At 65.7% G+C, this 13,345-nt stretch carries 16 protein-coding genes; 8 read left to right on the forward strand and 8 right to left on the reverse strand.

Going from position 1 to position 13,345, the window contains the following annotated elements:
• Positions 1-28: 28 nt before the first annotated feature.
• The gene (locus HWX69_RS04280; RefSeq protein WP_178916601.1) at positions 29-1,237 is read left to right on the forward strand and encodes a carboxypeptidase regulatory-like domain-containing protein; all 1,209 of its coding nucleotides are present in this window, start codon (positions 29-31) and stop codon (positions 1,235-1,237) included.
• Positions 1,238-1,285: 48 nt separating this feature from the next.
• Here the strand turns inward: HWX69_RS04280 and HWX69_RS04285 are convergent, their stop codons facing one another.
• Positions 1,286-1,600, reverse strand: coding sequence for an RPA12/RPB9/RPC11 RNA polymerase family protein (locus HWX69_RS04285; RefSeq protein ID WP_178915865.1), 315 nt, complete (start codon positions 1,598-1,600; stop codon positions 1,286-1,288).
• Between the two features lie 310 nt (positions 1,601-1,910).
• Here HWX69_RS04285 and HWX69_RS04290 point away from each other — a divergent pair, with 310 nt between their 5' ends.
• On the forward strand, positions 1,911-3,260 hold the full coding sequence (locus HWX69_RS04290) for an MFS transporter (protein WP_178915866.1): 1,350 nt from the start codon (positions 1,911-1,913) through the stop codon (positions 3,258-3,260).
• Here the strand turns inward: HWX69_RS04290 and HWX69_RS04295 are convergent.
• Positions 3,257-3,445, reverse strand: coding sequence for a DUF7333 family protein (locus HWX69_RS04295; RefSeq protein WP_178915867.1), 189 nt, complete (start codon positions 3,443-3,445; stop codon positions 3,257-3,259). The two genes, HWX69_RS04290 and HWX69_RS04295, sit on opposite strands and share 4 nt — an antisense overlap.
• Positions 3,446-3,492: 47 nt before the next feature.
• Positions 3,493-4,254, reverse strand: coding sequence for an SDR family NAD(P)-dependent oxidoreductase (locus HWX69_RS04300; RefSeq protein WP_178915868.1), 762 nt, complete (start codon positions 4,252-4,254; stop codon positions 3,493-3,495).
• Positions 4,255-4,349: 95 nt separating this feature from the next.
• Here HWX69_RS04300 and HWX69_RS04305 point away from each other — a divergent pair, with 95 nt between their 5' ends.
• On the forward strand, positions 4,350-5,171 hold the full coding sequence (locus HWX69_RS04305) for a glycerophosphodiester phosphodiesterase (RefSeq protein ID WP_178915869.1): 822 nt from the start codon (positions 4,350-4,352) through the stop codon (positions 5,169-5,171).
• Here HWX69_RS04305 and HWX69_RS04310 read toward each other — a convergent pair whose 3' ends face one another.
• The 4 genes from HWX69_RS04310 to HWX69_RS04325 form a co-directional block, all read right to left on the reverse strand.
• Positions 5,172-5,570 (reverse strand): hypothetical protein, encoded by a 399-nt coding sequence (locus HWX69_RS04310; RefSeq protein WP_178915870.1) that lies wholly within the window; start codon positions 5,568-5,570, stop codon positions 5,172-5,174.
• Positions 5,567-5,965 (reverse strand): hypothetical protein, encoded by a 399-nt coding sequence (locus HWX69_RS04315; RefSeq protein ID WP_178915871.1) that lies wholly within the window; start codon positions 5,963-5,965, stop codon positions 5,567-5,569. The genes HWX69_RS04310 and HWX69_RS04315 overlap by 4 nt, the downstream gene beginning before the upstream one ends.
• 37 nt (positions 5,966-6,002) lie before the next feature.
• The gene (locus HWX69_RS04320; protein ID WP_178915872.1) at positions 6,003-6,419 is read right to left on the reverse strand and encodes an acyl-CoA thioesterase; all 417 of its coding nucleotides are present in this window, start codon (positions 6,417-6,419) and stop codon (positions 6,003-6,005) included.
• Between the two features lie 69 nt (positions 6,420-6,488).
• A complete protein-coding gene (locus HWX69_RS04325; protein ID WP_178915873.1) occupies positions 6,489-8,336 on the reverse strand; it encodes a PINc/VapC family ATPase in 1,848 nt (615 codons plus the stop codon).
• Between the two features lie 98 nt (positions 8,337-8,434).
• On the opposite strand from HWX69_RS04325, the gene HWX69_RS04330 reads away from it, so the two are divergent.
• Entirely contained in the window at positions 8,435-8,851 is a 417-nt protein-coding gene (locus HWX69_RS04330; protein WP_178915874.1) for a hypothetical protein, read from the forward strand.
• A gap of 380 nt (positions 8,852-9,231) precedes the next feature.
• Positions 9,232-9,966: a fumarylacetoacetate hydrolase family protein gene (locus tag HWX69_RS04335; RefSeq protein WP_178915875.1), complete on the forward strand. Its 735-nt coding sequence runs from the start codon at positions 9,232-9,234 to the stop codon at positions 9,964-9,966.
• A 1-nt stretch (position 9,967) separates the two neighbouring features.
• Here the strand turns inward: HWX69_RS04335 and HWX69_RS04340 are convergent, their stop codons facing one another.
• Positions 9,968-10,507, reverse strand: a complete 540-nt coding sequence (locus tag HWX69_RS04340) for a carboxymuconolactone decarboxylase family protein (RefSeq protein WP_178915876.1) — start codon at positions 10,505-10,507, stop codon at positions 9,968-9,970.
• Between the two features lie 87 nt (positions 10,508-10,594).
• Between HWX69_RS04340 and HWX69_RS04345 the strand changes: the two genes are divergently transcribed.
• Genes HWX69_RS04345 through HWX69_RS04355 form a run of 3 tightly spaced genes read left to right on the forward strand, consistent with a single transcriptional unit; the run spans position 10,595 to position 13,345 of the window.
• Positions 10,595-11,083: a redoxin domain-containing protein gene (locus HWX69_RS04345; RefSeq protein WP_178915877.1), complete on the forward strand. Its 489-nt coding sequence runs from the start codon at positions 10,595-10,597 to the stop codon at positions 11,081-11,083.
• A gap of 48 nt (positions 11,084-11,131) precedes the next feature.
• Positions 11,132-12,349, forward strand: coding sequence for a CaiB/BaiF CoA transferase family protein (locus HWX69_RS04350; RefSeq protein WP_178915878.1), 1,218 nt, complete (start codon positions 11,132-11,134; stop codon positions 12,347-12,349).
• Positions 12,350-12,391: 42 nt separating this feature from the next.
• Positions 12,392-13,345 (forward strand): malate dehydrogenase, encoded by a 954-nt coding sequence (locus HWX69_RS04355; protein WP_178915879.1) that lies wholly within the window; start codon positions 12,392-12,394, stop codon positions 13,343-13,345.

Here is a 13,345-nt window from a genome sequence, read left to right on the forward strand (position 1 = left end):
CTAAGTGCCGACCTGTTGTTGTAACTGTATGCGAAATACGTTACGTGTTCTCATCGCACTCTCGATGGTGGGATGGCTCCTCGCCGGTGCGGTCGGCGGGGCGGCCGCTCAATCGGAGTCGCAGGTGACCCTGACCGTGTCGGTCGTCGACCAGGCCGACGCCTCCATCGGCGGTGCGACCATCACCGCGAGTTGGGAGGGCGGTGAACGGACCGCGACGACGGCGAGCAACGGGCGAGCGTTCGTCGACGTTCCCGAGGACGAGACCGTCGAACTCGACGTAGAACACGAAGAGTACGTCCGGAACCACCCGCTCGTCATCGAGGAGGCGACCGAGCGCGACGTGACGCTTCGAGTCTCCGAGAAGGGCAACGCGACAGTGACGGTGACCGACGCCAGCGACCAGGCGCTTCAGGACACACGCGTCGAGTTCCGACGCGACGGCCAAACCGCCGCGGAGGGGTGGACCGACGAGGACGGGACGTTCTCGACGGACACCATCGAACAGGGCGAGTACAGAATCGCCGTCGTCAAGCCCGGCTACTACCGCGAGACGAGTACCGAGGACGTCGGCGTCGACACGCCAGTGTCGTTCACCCTAGAGCGTGGCAGCGTCAACTTCGAGGTGAGCGTCGTCGACGACCACTTCGAAGAGCCACAGGAACTCGACGACGTTCGGGTCTCGGTCGCCGCCGAGAACTTCGAGGCGAGCGTCCGCAGTTCCGGCGGCACCGCCTCGCTGTCGGTGCCCGTCAACACACGATACAACGTGACGGTGAGCAAGGAGGGCTACGTCTCCTCTTCGCGCTCCCTCCGGGTGACCGAAGGCGCCCGCGAAATCGAGATGACGACCCAGCGGGTCCCGACGCTCACCGTCGAACCGCAGAACACCCGCGTCGTCGTTGGCGAGACGACCCGCGTCAGCGTCCTCAACGCCTACGGCGAACCCGTCGAGGGAGCGACCCTCCAACGGAACAACGAGACCGTCGGCGAAACGGACGCTAACGGCGAACTCGTCGTGACCGTCGACTCGGCGGGCGAACAGGAACTCGTCGCGACGAACGGCAGCGTCGAGTCTGCCCCGGCAATCGTCGAAGGGGTCGACCCCGACGCGACAGAGACGCCGGGGGCCGCGACGGCGACGCCGACGGCCACTGAGGGCGCCGGTCCGGGCTTCGGAATCGGCGTCGGTATCGCCGCCCTGCTCGCGTTGGGCGTGCTGTTCCGCCGGCGCTGACCGGCCGTTTCATTTTATCGGCTCTGTTGAAACTCTGCCTGTTAGACACTACTCGCGCCACTTGTGGCCGCACTCGACGCAGGTGAACAGCCGAACCTCGTAGGAGCCGCCCGGCTTCGGCATCATCTCGTAGTAGGCCCGGTCGCTGTCGCAGTTCTCGGCCGGACAGGGCTCCTGCATCGTCTCGGTGGAGCCTTGGGTTCCGTCGGCTACGGCGGGTGCCCCGTCGTCACGTTGTCCATCCTGGGTCGTCATCGCTGCTTCTGCTTGCGAGTCCCGCGGCTCCTCGTTCTCACAGGAGCGACACACCCACGTGTCGCCCTCCGTGTGCATCAGCGAACCACACTCCTCACAGAATTGCATATAACGTAGGAATACACGGTTTCGGATATATGTGTTAACTTCCGACTCGTCGTGGCTCTCAGTCAACCGCTCATGCTGACTGTACTGAGTTGTGCGGGGATACTCGCCGTCGTACGATTACCAGCCGCTCATCGGTATCACGAAACGACACTCTCGGCCGCTGGCCTCGGGATTTCAGTGGCTCTATTCGGGGATAAGAACACTAGCGGGGTTACCGCGGTAGAGCGGTAGTGTACTTCGCGTTTACTCTCAATCTATCACCTGTTGAGGATTTCAACAGAGCCATTTCGTCTGGATTCAATAGGTCGGTATGGACGACGCCGACGGCGGCTTGCGGTCGCTTCTCAGGCAGTTCTTCGCGCTCGAAGGCGACGTGCTCGTCCTCTCCGTTGCGATGTTCGCGTTCAGCCTCGGCTTTCAGATGACGAGTCGGTACGTCCCGCGATACATGTCCGTCCTCGGGGCGGGTGCGGTCGCAATCGGCCTGTTCGGCACGTTCGGCAATCTCGTCTCGGCGGTGTACCCGTATCCGGGCGGGGCGCTCTCGGACCGCATCGGCTCTCGATTCGCGTTGACGCTGTTCGGACTGGCCTCGACGGCCGGCTTTCTCGTGTGGCTGTTCGCCGACTCCTTCGGCACGCTCACCGTTCCGGCGGTCGGGACGACCGTCGACCTCGCCGGCTACCGAATCGTCGTCGGCTGGCTTGAGCCCGCAGTGCTCCCGGTCGGCATCTTCCTCGGGCTCGTCTTCGCGCAGGCGTGGAAATCACTCGGCTTGGGCGCGACGTTCGCCATCGTCAAGCAGGCCGTCGCCCCCGACCAGTTGGCGACGGGGTTTGCCAGCACCGAGACGTTCCGACGGCTGGCGTTCCTGCTCGGCCCGCTTCTGGCGGCGGGCGTCCTCACAGTCTTCGCCTTCGAGACCGGCTTTCGCGTCATCCTTGCGGTCGCGGCGGCGTTCGGACTGGCCGCGACGCTCCTCCAGTACGTCCTCTATGACGCCTCCGATGACACGCTGGGGAAGTCCTTCGGCGGCGTCTCGACGGTCCTCGAGGACCTCCGGTCGATGCCCGAGGAACTCCGACCGCTGTTGGTCGGCGACACCCTCGTCCGCTTCGCCAACGGGATGGTGTACGTGTTCTTCGTCATCGTCGTCACGGAGTTCCTCGAAGTCGGCGCCACGCTCCCTGCCGTCGGCCGCCTGTCGCCCGACGCCTACTTCGGCGTCCTGTTGGCAGTCGAGATGGCCGTCGCATTGCTGGTGATGGTGCCCGTCTCGCGGCTCTCCCGGCGGGTCGGCCTCAAACCCGTCGTCGCATTGGGCTTCGCAGTCTACGCCGTCTTTCCCGTCTTGCTCATCTACGCGCCGCCGAACGCCGCCGTTCTCGCGGCGCTGTTCGCGTTCTCGGGGCTGCGATTTGCGGGGCTGCCGGCGCACAAGGCGCTCGTCGTCGGACCGGCCGAGGCCGGCAGCGGCGGCCGCGTGACGGGGACGTACTACCTCCTCAGAAACGTCCTCGTCGTTCCCTCTGCGGCCATCGGCGGCGCTATCTACGCGTTCTCGCCGGAAGCTGCCTTCGCGACCGCAACCGCGGTCGGCCTCGCCGGCCTCGCTCTCTTTCTCGCCTTCGGCGAGGAGTTCGAGGAAGCGGTGGCCTAAGCGGTGCGGAACTCGCCGTGTTTGACACCCAACCCGAACGCCAGCAGGCCGAAGACGACCATCGACGGCGCGACCATCATGAGCGTCGTCCGAAGCGGCATCATGCCGCCACCGACGAGGCCGGCGACGCCGACGACGATGACCGCGAGCAGTACGCCGAGACTAACCGGAAGGCTGAATTTCATGCTCGTCGCTACGGGTGTAGGGCCAATAATACGCTCGAATCCGGTGATTAACTCACCGAGAAGCCGCCGTCGACGACGAGTCCGTGACCCGTGACGAAGGAGGCCTCGTCGGACAGCAGGAAGGAGATGGCGTCGGCGACCTCTTCGGGTTCCCCAAGCCGTTTCAGGGGGTACTGCTGGGCGGCCTGCTGTTTTGCCGCCTCGGGGTCGTCCTTCGAGTCGAAGTACTGGTTACCCAGCGGCGTCTCGATGAAGCCCGGACAGACGGCGTTGGCGCGGACGCCCTTCGACCCCGCCTCGGCGGCGACCGCGCGGGTCAGGTTCAGAACCGCGCCCTTCGTCAGCGAGTAGACGGCCTGCTTCGGCAGGCCGAGGAAGGAGGCGAGGGAGCCGACGTTGACGATGGCGCCCGCTTCCTGTTCCTTGAAGTGCGGCAGCGCCGCCTGACAGCCGTACCAGACGCCGCGTAGGTTCACGTCCATCACGTAGTCGAACATCGTGTCGGTGACGTCCTCGGTGTACGCCGGTGGGTGGCCGACGCCGGCGTTGTTGACCAGCGCGTCCAGTCCGTACTCCTCGACCGCCGTGTCGACGACCGCCTCGAACTCCTCGGCGTCGGTCACGTCGAGTTCGTGGAAGACGGCCTCGCCACCCGCCTCCTCGACGGCATCGACGGTCTGCTTGCCGCCGTCCTCGTTGATGTCCGTCGCCACGACGAACCCGCCCTCTTCGGCGACCGAAACCGCGGTCGCCCGACCGATTCCCGAACCGGCGCCAGTGATGAACACCGTATCGTTCTCGAAGCGCATACTCGTACGATGGTAGCACTCAACATAAACCCTCGCTAACGGACGACCGTTCGTCGTCGGCGTACCTTCTTGACGACGGCGGGTGACTACCGGATATGTCACCCGACCCGCGCGTCATCGCCCACCGGGGGTTCGGCGGGGCGTTTCCGGAGAACACCGTCGGTGCCGCCCTCGCGGCGGCGACACACCCGCGCTGTGACGGCGTCGAAATCGACCTCCACGCCACCGCCGACGGCGACCCCGTCGTCTTCCACGACACCCGCCTCGGCCAGCGGAACGACGGGTCGCCGGGACTGACCGACGCCGAGGGCGTCGTCTGGGAGACGCCCACCGAGACGGTCACGAGCGCCGAAGTCCTCGACAGCGGGTGGACCGTCCCGCCCTTCGAAGACGTACTCGCGGCGCTTCCCGACGGCACTTCCCTGACTGTCGAGTTGAAGAACCCCGGTACGCCGAACGTCCGGCCCGGCGCACACCTCACGCCGACGGAGCTAGAGGCCGCCCGAGAACACTGGGTCCCGTTCGTCGAGCGCGTCGTCGACTCGATTGCCGAGACGGACACCGACCTCGACGTGCGGTTGGCCTCCTTCTGTGAGGCCGCCGTCGCCGTCGCGTCCGAGTACGACCACGAGACGGCGCCCATCTGTGTCGCCGCCAACGCCGAGACGACCCTGGGGTTCGCCGTCGAACACGGCTGTGATGGGATTCACGCGGGTAGCGACGCCCTCGTCGGCGAGTTTCGCGGTTCGCCGCCCGCCTTCGACCTCGTGGGAGCAGGTCACGACGCAGGCCTCGAAGTCGCCGGCTGGACCGCGGAGACGTGGCACGACGCCCAGCGGTTCGCCGAGGCAGGTGTCGACGCCATCACGGCCGACTACCCCTCGTTACTGCTCGCCACCAGCACTGAGACGGCCTGACTACAGGCCGCGGTGTTCGACGGTCAGGGCCTCCGGGAGTGTGCCCGCCCGTTCGTAGGGGTCGACATCGAACGTCCGGAGCGTCGCGACGAGGCGGCCCTCCGAGATGGTCGCTCGCAGGACGACGCCGACCGACGTGACGACGACGTAGGGGGGTTCGGCGACCGGTCGGGCCGGCAGGTCGTAGCCGGCGTGTGAGAGACTCTCCGCCCACGCGCCGACGAGCGCCTCCAGTGCGTCGGCCTCCCGCAGAACGGTTCGGAACGGCGGGACGACGCGCTGGCGGTCCGTCGTCGCGCCGCCGTCGAACGACGCTGCAACCGCGTCGGCGCAGTCGAACACCGTCTCGAGTGTCGGGCGGTGGGCGTCGAGCAATCGGCGGCGAAGGCGCTCGGTCACCGCGCGGACTCGGCGTCGGCGTCCCACGCCGGCACCGTCGCCGGCGGGTCGTCGGCTGGCTCTCGCGTCGAGAGGACGAGCGTCGAGAAGTCGGTCTCGGAGATGTTGTCGTTGTCGAGCGCTCGGAGCCACCCCGCACGGAGTTCCCACTCGCCGTGGAAGCCGCCGTCGGTGTCGAAGGCCCAGAAGTGACAGTTCCGCGGCTCCCACCCCTCGCCGTGGGCGTCGACCACCTCGACACAGACGTTGCCGATGTCGTTCTGTACGAGGCCGTCGGCGGCCGTCTCGTACTCGACGTGGACGGTGTCGTCCTCGCGGGCGCCCCGTTCGACGTAGACGCCGAGGCTCATCAGGTTCTCCGCCAATCGGTCGACGATGTCGGGGGCCCCTGGCATACCAGTTCCTTCGTGCCGAGCGAAAAGAAGGTGCCGCCTACACCGGGTCCGGCGGGTCGTCCTGGAAGGCGACGACGGCATCGCGGAACGCCTCGGGAACCCGCGTCGGCGCGCCCGACTCGTCGACGGCGACGTGGACGACGCTTCCCTCTGCCAGCACTTCGCCGTCGCGGCGACACTCGTAGTCGAATTCGATGCTCGATTCCGTGATGGCGTCGACCCGAATCGCGTTCTGGAGGGTGTCGGCGAACTCCGCTGGCTTGCGGTAATCGAGGTCGACGTGGACGACGTGGACGTCCCAGTCGGCCGCCTCGAGTTCCTCGTAGGGGTACCCCACCGCCGAGAGGTACGCCGTCACCGTCTCGTCCTGAAACGTGACGTAGTTGCCGTAGAAGACGATGCCCTGTGCGTCGGTCTCCTCGAATCGAACCGTGTTCTCGAACACCTCGTGCATGCGCCGAGAGGGGCGGGGTTCGGGCTTAAACCTGTCCCAGGAGGGGACGACTGGCGCCGGCGCCGGCCGTTACTGCGGGACGACCGTGATTCGGTTGCCGCGGTCGATGGCCTCCTCCAGTTCCTCGGCGATGGCCGACCCGCGAGAGACCTGAATCTCACCGCCCCGGGAGACCGTCGCGGTGAAGAGATACTCGCCGTCGGCACGGATTTCGACGGTCTCGCCCTGGTGGGCACCGAGCGGGATGACGACGTGACGGTTGGTCACTTCGGGGGTGACGACCTCGCCGGCGTGGCCGGACCCGCCTCCGCCGCCCGCGCTGACGGACTTCCCGCCGGGTTTGTCCTCGAAGGTGCGCACGTCGATGTCGATGCCGAGGCGGTCCTCGATTTGAGAGATACGACCGCCACCCTTGCCGATGACGTACGAGATGTCGTCGTCTTCGACCCAGACGATAGCCCCGCTCGAGCCCGTTACCTCGACTTCGACGTGGCCGCGGGCGACCGACCGAATCTCGCGTTCGATTTCCTGTTTGGCGACACGCTCGATACCGGATTCGGCCTCTCCCTCCCCTGCACCGTCGAGGGGCACGGTGACGACCTGTCGGTTGAACGTATAAATCTCGTAGGCGGGTTCGCCCGTCTCCCAGTCCTCGATGACGATGACGGGTCGGGCGAGGTCCTCCTCGACGAGGCCGTGGGGGACCTTCACCTCGGTCTTCACGTCGTAGACGGTGTGGACCTGCCCGGCCTCGATGTAGACGACGGTGTCGACGACCTGCGGAATCATCCCCAACTCGACGCGGCCGACCAGCCGCTGGAGGGCGTCGATGGCCCGCGTCGCGTGGACGACGCCTATCATGCCGACGCCCGCGAGTCGCATGTCGGCGAACGTCTCGAAGTCCGACGTTTTTCGGACCTCGTCGTAGATGGTGTAGTCCGGCCGGACCATCAAAAGCGAGTCGGCTGTGTTGGCCATCGACCCGCCCAACTCGGTGTACTGGGTGATTTCCGGGCCGACCTGCAGGTCCCGCGGTTTCTCCATCGTCTTGACAGCGAAGCCGGAGTCGTTGAGGAACTCCGCGACGGCCTGGGCGAACGTCGACTTCCCGGCGCCCGGTGCCCCGGAGATGAGTACGCCACGCTGGCGTTCGGTGAACCGCTCTCGGAGGTCGTCGGCCTTGTCGTAGTCGTCGAGGTCGGTCTTGACGATGGGTCGGACCGCCGTCACCTCGATGGCGTCGGAGAAGGGCGGTTGGGCCACCGCGATGCGCATATCCCGAAACTGGACGATGTCCATCCCCGGATGGGACAGCTCGATGAACCCCTCCGAGGAGGCGCGTGCGGACTCGATGACGTCGGCGGCGTACTCCCGCATCGTCGCCTCGTCCAACACCTCGTCGCCGATTTTCTCGTACACCATCTCACCGATGGAGCCGCGTTTCGCCATCGGCCGAACGCCGGTCTTCAGGTGGACCGACATGGTCTTCTCGTCGAGGAACTGCTCGATAGCGAGGGTGTCGACGTCCCGCTCGCGCGGTTCGACGTACTCGACGGCCAGCCCTTTCGCCTTCGCGACCTCGCTTTGGACCACGTCGCTGGTCAGCAGCGTCGCGTCGTGTTCGGCCGCCAAATCGCGAATGAGGGCGTCGATTTCGCCCTCGCCGGCTTCGCGTTTCTCGACGGCGTCGGGGCGGCGACCGACGTACTCGACGGTAATCGTCCCCTCGTCGGCGAGGTCCGCGAGTCGCTGGAGCTCTTCGAGTCCCTCCCAGCCGCTGTCGCGGCCGTCGTTGGCCTGAGCCTCCAACTCGCCGACGACAGCCTCCGCGATGTAGACGGTGCCGTCGAAGCCGCCGTCGACGCGCTCCGACACGCGGCCGTCGATGACCGCGCTCGTGTCCGGCAGAATATCCATGCCGGAACTCCGTGACCGAGGCGTATAAACGCGGTGATGGCCGCTGAAACGGACGAAGCACTTACAATCGCCTCCCCCAACAGAGGGCGTGGATGGGCATGGACGACGCAACGCAACGCGACCTGAAACGGCGGTGTCGGGAAACGTTCGGGAAGGAACTCCGCCTGGCGTTCTGGTACTCCCTCGGCGCGAGCGTCGACTACGGCATCGTTCGGTTCCGCCGCGACATCCGCCAGCGGTACGCCGACGCCGACGAGGCACGCGTCGTCGCCGCCAACGTCGTCACGGACATGCGGACGAGCGAACCGGAACTGTATCACGACCAACTCCGGGAGGTCGGTGCGTTACAGTCGACGGTCCACGTCTTCGAGGAGGCCGTCGTCCTCCACGTCGGCCACGAACACACCGGCATCGTCGTCAGTTACGACGCCGACCAATCCGTCGACCTCGTCGATTTCACCCGATTCTGCAAGGAGTGGCTCCGGGAGGTGGCCGAGGACAGCACCCACCACTGAGAGGTCGGTTTTCACGTTCGGAGGCTCGCCCCGCGACCAGCAATAGCGTTGTGCTTAGAAACAACGCCTATCGATTGGGCGATTCGATAAATATTGGAAAAATAGATATAACAAATATATTTACTTTTGGAACCTGCGGACTTTTAGTATATAAATATTCTGCAGAAATTCTGTTTAAAATATACAAAATGGCTACAGTGGTCTAAAATAAAGATAATTTTATGGTTATTAGTTGAATTTAGAAATTATCTTTCACAGCTCAAATACTATGATGGATGGTATATCTCTTAAATATACTTTATTTGTTACTTTTGTCCGCCCGCCTTGGTGTCGATTGCCGGTACCTCAACCTTGGTTACAATCAACACAGTCGGTTGGGTATGCGGTATGTCAGATTCCGGGACCCAGCCGGTGCCGTACGCCGCGGGACGTGGACCGACGCAGACGAGATTCGATTCGGCGGCGAGCGCTACACGTCCGACGAAGTGGACGTGCTGGCGCCCTCGGAGCCGTCGAAAATCGTCTGTGTCGGCCTCAACTACGCGGGCCACGCCGAGGAACTCGGCAAGGAACCCCCCGACCGTCCGCGGATGTTCTTCAAACCACCGAACACGGTGTCGAGCCACGGCGCTACGGTCACGCTGCCGACCGACAAGGACCGAATCGAGTACGAGGCCGAACTCGCCGTCGTCATCGGCCAACAGTGCCGGAACGTCGACGAGAGCGAGGCGATGGACGTCGTCGAGGGGTACACCTGCATGAACGACCTCTCGAATCGCGACGACCAACACGTCGAACAGAACTACGTCCGCGGGAAGGGGTTCGACGGCGCCGCCCCCCTCGGTCCGGTCGTCGTGAGTCCGGACGCAGTCCCCGACGACGCCTTCGTCCGAACGCGGGTCAACGGCGAGCGGAAACAGGACGGGTCGCTGTCGGAACTCATCTTCTCCGTGCCGGAACTCATCGCCGAGATTACGGCCTACATCACCCTCGAAGCCGGCGACGTGGTTTCGACGGGGACGCCGAAGGGCGTGGGACCCTTGGCTGACGGCGACGAGGTCGAAATAGAAATCGAAGGTATCGGCACGTTACAGCACTCCGTCCGGATTCCGTAGTCTACTCTTCGTTCGGCGTCCAGCCGACGAACTCGCCCTCCAACGGAACGTCGAGCGCATCGAGGAACCGCGCCGTCGCGAGGTAGTGCGTCGCGAGCTGTGTCGCCCCGACGATAGTCGCGTCGTCGACGTGTTCGGCCAGTTGGGCGTGAGTCGCGTCGTCGACGTCGCCTTCGGCGACGGCCCGAACGTACCGGATGAGCGCCTCCCGGCGGTCGTCGAAGTGCTCGAAGTCCTCGGCGGCAATCGCCTCGATGTCCTCGTCGGGAACGCCGAGGTTCCGCGCGATAGGGACGTGTTGGTTCCACTCGTATTCGGCGTCGAGGGCGCGGGCGACCGAGAGGATACACCGTTCGAGGTCGTCGCCGTCGAGGCCGCCGTCCTGCCACAGCGTCGTCCCGTAGCGCATGTACGACTGGAGCACGTCGGGGTTGTTCGCCATCGCACAGAGGAGGTTGATCTCTCCCATCGCGTCCTCGCTGAGGAGGTACTGATAGTCGTCCGGCAACTCCGCCTGTTCGAGTAGTGGCACGCGAGCCATACCGAACCGAGACGCCCACACCTAAAGAAGCCCCCGACGACGGCAGTCTACGCCAATACTTATCACGACCCACCCGAACGACGGCGTATGGTCACTGTCGGCGAGCAGGCACCCCAGTTCACGGCCCCGAAAGCCGGCGGGGCGGCGTACGACGATATCGAACCGCTGTCGCTCTCGGAGGCGCTCGAAAACGGCCCCGTCGTGTTGGCGTTCTACCCCGCGGCGTTCACGAGCGGCTGTACCGAAGAGATGTGCACCTTCCGGGACTACTACGACGACTTCGCGGCGCTCGATGCGACGGTGTACGGCATCAGCGTCGATTTACCGTTCGCACAGAACGTCTGGATTCGAGAACACGACCTCGGCTTTCCGATGCTGTCGGACTGGGACCACGAACTCGTCGACAGCTACGACGTGGCCCTCGAGAGCGGCCACGGGATGGAACTCGCCGAGCGGAGCGTGTTCGTCGTCGACGAGTCCGGCACGGTCGTCTACCGGTGGGTCCGCGACGGCGACAATCCCGACTTCGAGACCCTCGTCGCCGACGTTCGGGCCGCGATAGACGCCGAGACGTAGCGCGGCCTCCAGTAGAACTAAGCCCGAGTGCGGTCCACTTTCGGGGTAATGACGCAACGAGAAGCGTTACCGCTCTCCGATATTTCGGTCGTCGAGTTGGGGAACATCGTCTCCGCGCCGTTCGCCAGCCTGCTGCTCGCCGATTTGGGCGCCGACGTGGTGAAAGTCGAACGCCCCGGCTCCGGCGACATCATGCGCAACGCGGGCGAAAGCGGCGAAGCCGTCGTCAACGCGTTCAACCGGAACAAACGCTCGATTGCGCTCGATTTACAGAGCGATCGCGGCCGGACGGCCTACCACGACCTCGCCGAGGCGGCCGACGTGGTCATCGAGAACCTCGGCCCGGGCGTCGCAGACCGTCTCGGAATCGGCTACGACGACCTCAGCGAACTGAACGCTGGCCTCGTCTACCTCTCCATCAAGGGGTTCCAGCCCGGCCCCTACGGCGACCGCCCCGGGATGGACATGGTCGCCGAAGCGATGTCCGGCCTCGCCGCCATGACCGGCCGGCCCGGCGACGGCCCGGTCCGCGTCGGCACCTCCATCGCCGACATCGGGTCGGCACTGTACGGCGTCATCGGCGTTCTCACCGCCCTTCGGGAACGGGAGCGAACGGGCGAGGGCCAGTTCGTCGACGCCACCCTGTTCGAGTCCGCCGCCCAGTGGATGGGCTACTGGGCGACGTACGCCGACATGACCGGTCACGACCACCCGCCGCTCGGCTCCTCACACCCCGCCTTCTCGCTGTACGACGTCTTCGAGACCGACGAATCGGACCGCTGGGTCTTCGTCGGCGTCACCACCGACCGCCACTGGCCGGCGTTCTGTGAGGCTGTCGACCGACCGGACCTGCTGGCCGACGAGCGTTTCGAGACGCCCGCCTCCCGACTGGACCACAAATCGGAACTCACCGAGGCGGCCGCCGAGGAACTCGCCGACTGGAACCGCGAGGACCTCGTCGACGCGTTGCTGGACGCGGGTATTCCGGCCGCCCCCGTCAACGAGCCCTCCGAGTTGCTGGAGGACGACCACCTCAGAGAAACCGGCATGCTCGTCGACTTCGAGGGCGACCACGGGGGCGAGCGAAAGCGACTCCGGACGGTCAAGACGCCGCTGTCCGGCGACCGAATCGAAACCGAACAGCGTCTCGACGCGCCCCGTCTCGGCGAACACAGTCGCGACGTGCTGAGCGAGTTCGGCTACGACGACGCCGACATCGATTCGCTCCTCGAAGACGGCGTCATCGAACTGCCGGACGAACGCTAACGCGGCACGTAGCTTCAAGTGGATGTCTCACCCGGTATTGGTATGGACGTCCTCGTCGTCGGTGGCGGAGGGACCGTCGGGTCCACCGTCGCCTACACGCTGTCCGTACAGGACCCCGAAACGACCGTCACGCTCGTCGATTCCGACGCCGACACTGCGGAGGGCCACGCTATCGACGTTCGCCACTCGACGCGTCACGTCGCCCACGGCCTCGGCCGCCCCGACTTCGGCCCCGAGGGACCCGGCACCGTCCGCGCCGCCGCGGCGTCGCCGTCGCTCGTCGAGGCGGCCGACTGCGTGGTCGTCACCGCCAGCGCGCCGCGAGGCGAGGGCGGCGATGCCCGCGGCGGCCGACTGACGTTCCTCGAACGGAACCTCGAAATCGCCGACGAAATTGCGGGGTGGCTCGGTGAGGCCGCCCCGACGCCCGTCGTCGTCGTCTCCAACCCCGTCGACCGCATCACCCACCGCCTGTACCGTCGGACGGGGTGGCCCCGGCGACACTTCCTCGGCTACTCGCTGTCGGAGACGGCTCGCATCGCCGACGAAATCGCCCGCCGAACCGACGCTCCGCCGCGAGAGGTGTACTGTCCAATCGTCGGCGAACACGGCGAACACGTCGTCCCCCTGTTCTCGCGGGCGACCGTCGGCGGCGACTCCGTCGACTTCTCGGAAGCCGAACGCGAGGCCATCGTCGAGTACGTCCGCGACGTGCCCTACGACGTACTGAAACTCCGCGGCGCCAGGGACTCCTCGCGGTGGGTCACCGCTCGCGGCGTCGCGGCTATCGTCCGCCGACTCGAAGATGGCCGCGCCGAGGCGCCGGCGTGTCTCTCGACGCCGCTGGATGGCGAGTACGGTTTCGAAGACGTCTCGTTGAGCGTGCCGGTCGAACTCGATGCCGAGGGCGTCGGCGAAATCGTCGAGTGGGACCTCGCTGACGAGGAACGGGCGGCTTTCGAGGCGGCCTACAGCGCGGTCAAGACCGTCGAGTAG

Source organism: Natronomonas gomsonensis, from assembly GCF_013391635.1.
Classification (GTDB): domain Archaea; phylum Halobacteriota; class Halobacteria; order Halobacteriales; family Haloarculaceae; genus Natronomonas; species Natronomonas gomsonensis_A.

What these genes read in the sequence shown, in the direction of transcription:
- HWX69_RS04295 (WP_178915867.1), bottom strand. Translation starts at nt 3,445, where the DNA reads ATGAAATTCAGCCTTCCGGTTAGTCTCGGCGTACTGCTCGCGGTCATC.
- HWX69_RS04355 (WP_178915879.1), top strand. Translation starts at nt 12,392, where the DNA reads ATGGACGTCCTCGTCGTCGGTGGCGGAGGGACCGTCGGGTCCACCGTC.
- HWX69_RS04325 (WP_178915873.1), bottom strand. Translation starts at nt 8,336, where the DNA reads ATGGATATTCTGCCGGACACGAGCGCGGTCATCGACGGCCGCGTGTCG.
- HWX69_RS04350 (WP_178915878.1), top strand. Translation starts at nt 11,132, where the DNA reads ATGACGCAACGAGAAGCGTTACCGCTCTCCGATATTTCGGTCGTCGAG.
- HWX69_RS04345 (WP_178915877.1), top strand. Translation starts at nt 10,595, where the DNA reads ATGGTCACTGTCGGCGAGCAGGCACCCCAGTTCACGGCCCCGAAAGCC.
- HWX69_RS04280 (WP_178916601.1), top strand. Translation starts at nt 29, where the DNA reads ATGCGAAATACGTTACGTGTTCTCATCGCACTCTCGATGGTGGGATGG.
- HWX69_RS04340 (WP_178915876.1), bottom strand. Translation starts at nt 10,507, where the DNA reads ATGGCTCGCGTGCCACTACTCGAACAGGCGGAGTTGCCGGACGACTAT.
- HWX69_RS04305 (WP_178915869.1), top strand. Translation starts at nt 4,350, where the DNA reads ATGTCACCCGACCCGCGCGTCATCGCCCACCGGGGGTTCGGCGGGGCG.
- HWX69_RS04335 (WP_178915875.1), top strand. Translation starts at nt 9,232, where the DNA reads ATGCGGTATGTCAGATTCCGGGACCCAGCCGGTGCCGTACGCCGCGGG.
- HWX69_RS04315 (WP_178915871.1), bottom strand. Translation starts at nt 5,965, where the DNA reads ATGCCAGGGGCCCCCGACATCGTCGACCGATTGGCGGAGAACCTGATG.
- HWX69_RS04320 (WP_178915872.1), bottom strand. Translation starts at nt 6,419, where the DNA reads ATGCACGAGGTGTTCGAGAACACGGTTCGATTCGAGGAGACCGACGCA.
- HWX69_RS04285 (WP_178915865.1), bottom strand. Translation starts at nt 1,600, where the DNA reads ATGCAATTCTGTGAGGAGTGTGGTTCGCTGATGCACACGGAGGGCGAC.
- HWX69_RS04330 (WP_178915874.1), top strand. Translation starts at nt 8,435, where the DNA reads ATGGACGACGCAACGCAACGCGACCTGAAACGGCGGTGTCGGGAAACG.
- HWX69_RS04290 (WP_178915866.1), top strand. Translation starts at nt 1,911, where the DNA reads ATGGACGACGCCGACGGCGGCTTGCGGTCGCTTCTCAGGCAGTTCTTC.
- HWX69_RS04300 (WP_178915868.1), bottom strand. Translation starts at nt 4,254, where the DNA reads ATGCGCTTCGAGAACGATACGGTGTTCATCACTGGCGCCGGTTCGGGA.